We start from the raw sequence: 2,438 nt of genomic DNA on the forward strand, positions 1-2,438 counted from the left end.
CTAGCCCCACACACAAACAACTTGACACGCTCAAATTGTCCGTTGGCTCCGTGAATCGCACCTCAGGCAAATTGAACAAGACCCGCAATCCAGCGGACTGAACAAGGCCAGCAATCCCAGCACAGCAAACTAGCTAAACGTACCGAAACAGAAACCAGAAAGGCGCTGATTCTCTTGTCTTCTGTTAGTTCGGATCCCACGTCAGACAGGACAGGGCTACAAAGCGCTGGGCCACAAAGCGCTGGGCCGCACAGGGCAAGCGCACCTCGCACCTGGCGGCTGGCCACCGCGCTGCTGATTTTTCTCACCATCATGACGCTCCTGCCGATCCTGGCAATCAACGCCAACGCCGAAATCAACGCCAGCGCCGATATCCCCGACAACTCTCAGGCCCTCATCCCCGCAAACCTCGTTGCCCCGCACCTCAGGAATGATGAATCACGTACTTACAGCGCCAGACTGAATTACAGAAACGACGATTGCAACGATAGCGGGCAGGGGTTCTTGGACAACCAAACTTGGCCGTCACCGGTCTCGGCCGGCACCCTCATTATCAAGCCCAAAGAAGGCTGCGATCCGTCGCAGTACCGAGTGCGAGTCAGCAACCTCCGAAATCCATCCACCGACACCTTGCCGGTCGAGATTGTCGTTGGGTTTGAACCTCTAGACGCCAGTAACGAAAATATTCCAACGAGCGGTCAAAGGCACCCGGATTATGATGATCTGAAAAAGGTCAAGGTGCCTCACACAACTCCGACGCCGACTCCCGGTGGTCCGTCCTACAGCCAAGCGCCGGAAATCACCGCAGGAACAGTCTCCGATATTCTTGTACCTGGTGAAACGAAGTACTACCGCGTGAACGTCGACTGGGGTCAACGTCCGATCGCGGAGGTGGAGTTCGATAAGAACAACACAGGTTCTTACCGTTCTGGACAGATCTCCATCGCCTCTCCACGACGCGAGCGTACATCCGCAACCGCCTTTGCACTCCTAGAGCAGGATCGTCCCCACACTGCACAACACTTGGATACTCCCCGCGTTTTCTACGACAACCGGAATAAGAACCTGGGACTAAGCCAAGCCTCCAATGCCGGCCAGTGGCACGCCATGGTTACCCTCGATGCTGGCTATGAACACCGCAAGCCAAACGATGGCACCAAGTTCCGCCTGTCAACTGCCGTGGACGGCGACAAGGTCGATGGACCCAAGTGGCGTCAAACCTTAGAGCCCGGACCAGCACCATCCGCGGCGACACCCAGCGACAACAACGGCGACGGAGGTTCCAGCATCAAGGCCTCCCCGAACCACAGGTTCCTATTCATCGGCCTGGGACTCCTGGCTACTGCCCTGATTACTACCGGGGCGTTCTACCTCACCACCGTGCGTCGCAAGTAGCAGGCCTAATAACAGTGCAGGACCTCGCCAGCCACAAGAACGCGTTTTCCTGCGGATAAGCGCCTTGTTCCCTAGTACTGCCTTCACCACAGATTCTTATGACCGGGAACTTTTATTGCGTTGGGAACATTGTGTGATCGCTTTGCGTCCAACATCTATAAACGCGCGTGGGTTCCGTAGGGCGCAGCCCGAACGAAGTGAACGCACCAAGGCAGAAACAAAGACAAAGTAGAGATAGAAAAAGGAAGGCGTTGATTCCCTTTGTTGTCCGCTGAATCGGCTCAGCACATCAGCCAGAGACAAAAGCCACAGGCCATACAGCCACAAAGCCCACCCGCCACTACCTGGCGCCTGACCACCGCCCTGCTGGCATTCCTCACCATCCTGGCACTACTGCCCACCCTGGCCGTCAACGCCAACGCAGAAGACAGCAAAGACAACAACGACAGCGCCGACCAACGCGTCGCCGGCGACTACGAATCCGCAGGCACCCCCGTCCAACTAGCGGACAACGCCACCGACGGGTTCTACCTCGGCGAAGGCCTCTACCAAAGCTTCCTGCCCAGCCCGCGCGACAGCGTAAAAGACGGCGATGACAAATGGTTCAGCATCAGCATCCCGGAAGGCAAGAAAGCTCGAATCTCCGTGAATGCGGCTCCGCGTGGATTCGAGGATGAAGACACGCACTACTACGGCACCCGGGTGGAGTACACGAACGACTCTTGCAGTGACGAGGGCGGTGGCTCTTCCTCCACTACAAGTTGGCCAGATCCGCCCGAAGGAGAGTCTGTGACCATCGACCCCGAAGATGGCTGCGACCCGACAAAGTACCGCGTAAAGATCAACGGCGCTGGCACCCAATTTGATAGCGAACTGCCGGTGGAGATCGTCATCGGTTTCGAGCCCCAGGTCGACGGTTCCGAAGCTGGCCCGAAGAACGATCGTGAAGTCCCAGAGGGCGAAGACAGGGACAAGGTCAAGGTTCCCAGCTCCGAGCCGAAGCCGACCCCTGGTGGCACGTCGTACAACAAGGCAACCGAAAT

General features: G+C 57.3%; 1 protein-coding gene and 1 pseudogene. Both read left to right on the forward strand.

What is annotated here, in order from left to right; translation table 11 throughout:
- Positions 1-738: 738 nt before the first annotated feature.
- Positions 739-1,395 carry a hypothetical protein gene (locus HMPREF2678_RS10385; protein ID WP_168163091.1) on the forward strand — a complete coding sequence of 219 codons (657 nt, stop codon included), beginning with the start codon at positions 739-741 and terminating at the stop codon, positions 1,393-1,395.
- A 261-nt stretch (positions 1,396-1,656) separates the two neighbouring features.
- Positions 1,657-2,438, forward strand: a pseudogene (locus tag HMPREF2678_RS07705) (hypothetical protein); the annotation flags it as partial.

This window comes from Corynebacterium sp. HMSC058E07, assembly GCF_001809885.1.
Lineage (GTDB): Bacteria > Actinomycetota > Actinomycetes > Mycobacteriales > Mycobacteriaceae > Corynebacterium > Corynebacterium macclintockiae.